Source organism: Herbaspirillum lusitanum P6-12 (assembly GCF_000256565.1).
Classification (GTDB): Bacteria; Pseudomonadota; Gammaproteobacteria; order Burkholderiales; family Burkholderiaceae_D; genus Herbaspirillum; species Herbaspirillum lusitanum.
This window is the reverse complement of record NZ_AJHH01000508.1, coordinates 1-1,209: the sequence shown is the minus strand read 5'-3', so window position 1 is coordinate 1,209 and position 1,209 is coordinate 1. Positions and strand designations below refer to the sequence as shown.

The window sequence follows — 1,209 nt, the reverse complement described above, 5'->3', positions numbered from 1 at the left end:
AACCGGCTGGGCGTGGCGCTGTTCATGACCGGCTCCGACGCCGTCACCATGGTCAAGCAGGCCGGCCAGGTCAACCTCGGCAAGACGCGCAAGATCTTCGGTCCTGTCATCGCCGATGAAACCATGGCCACCGGCGTCGGCCCGACCGCACTCGGTGTCAACTCCGGCGTGCGCTACCACTTCACGGTCGAGAACGCACCCAACAAGAAATTTGTCGAAGCCTTCCGCAAGAAGTACAACGAATTTCCGTCGAGCGCCGCCGGCGAAGCCTATGACGGCATGAGCTGGTGGCTGGACGTGGTCGAGAAGACCGGCTCCTGGGACAAGGAAAAATGGGTCGACGCGTTCGCCAACAGCGTGCGCGACAACTCCGTGGAAGGCCGCAAGGAAATGAAGGCCTGTGATCACCAGGCGCGCCAGGACGGCTTGTGGGGCGAAGTGGTGGCCGGCAAGCCGCCGTATCCCGCCTACATCATGAAGATCGCCAAGGTATATCCACCCAAGGACGTCTTCGAAGACTGCCCGAAGTAATTCCGTAGTCGTCAGCCGCGGCGCTCCACAAGAACGCCGCGGCCCCGTCTCGTCCTCACCAAAGATTCAAGCAATCGACAAGTATTCGGGAACATCCATGTCCACTATCATCATCGGCCTCAGCCTGGGAATGCTGCTGTTCCTGCTGGCGTCGGGTCTCACCCTGATCTTCGGCATGCTCGGCGTCATCAATTTCGCCCACGGCGCCCTGTACATGCTGGGTACTTACCTGGCCTACGACATCACACTGCGCACCGGCTCGTTCGTGCTGGGCGTCATCGGCGCCACGCTGATCGTCGCCATCGCCGGCATCGCCATGGAGCGCTATGCACTGCGCAAACTGTACGGCCGGCCGCATTTCTATCAACTGATTCTGACCTTCGGCTTCATCCTGGTCATCAGCGAAGCCGCCAAATTCTTCTGGGGCATGGGCTACAAGGAAGCGCCCATGCCGACCTTGCTGGCAGGTGCCGTCGGCCTGTTCGGCAGCACCATCCCGGTGTATCGCCTGTTCGTGATCGGCTTCGGCATGCTGGTCTCGTTCGGCCTGTTCGCCGCGCTGGAGAAAAGCACCTTCGGCATGCTGGTGCGCGCCGCTAGCAGCGACTCTGAAATGGTGCGCACGCTCGGCTTGCCGGCATCGCTGATCCGTACCGCCGTGTTCGGCCTGGGTGCGGG

At 61.8% G+C, this 1,209-nt stretch carries 2 protein-coding genes; both read left to right on the top strand.

Annotated elements, in window-relative coordinates; all coding sequences use genetic code 11:
* A partial coding sequence (locus tag HLUSI_RS0117140; RefSeq protein ID WP_016835132.1) for an ABC transporter substrate-binding protein occupies nucleotides 1–531 on the top strand: 531 nt, incomplete at its 5' end.
* Between the two features lie 97 nt (nucleotides 532–628).
* Nucleotides 629–1,209: branched-chain amino acid ABC transporter permease (locus HLUSI_RS0117135; RefSeq protein ID WP_016835131.1), on the top strand; the 581-nt coding region annotated here is incomplete at its 3' end.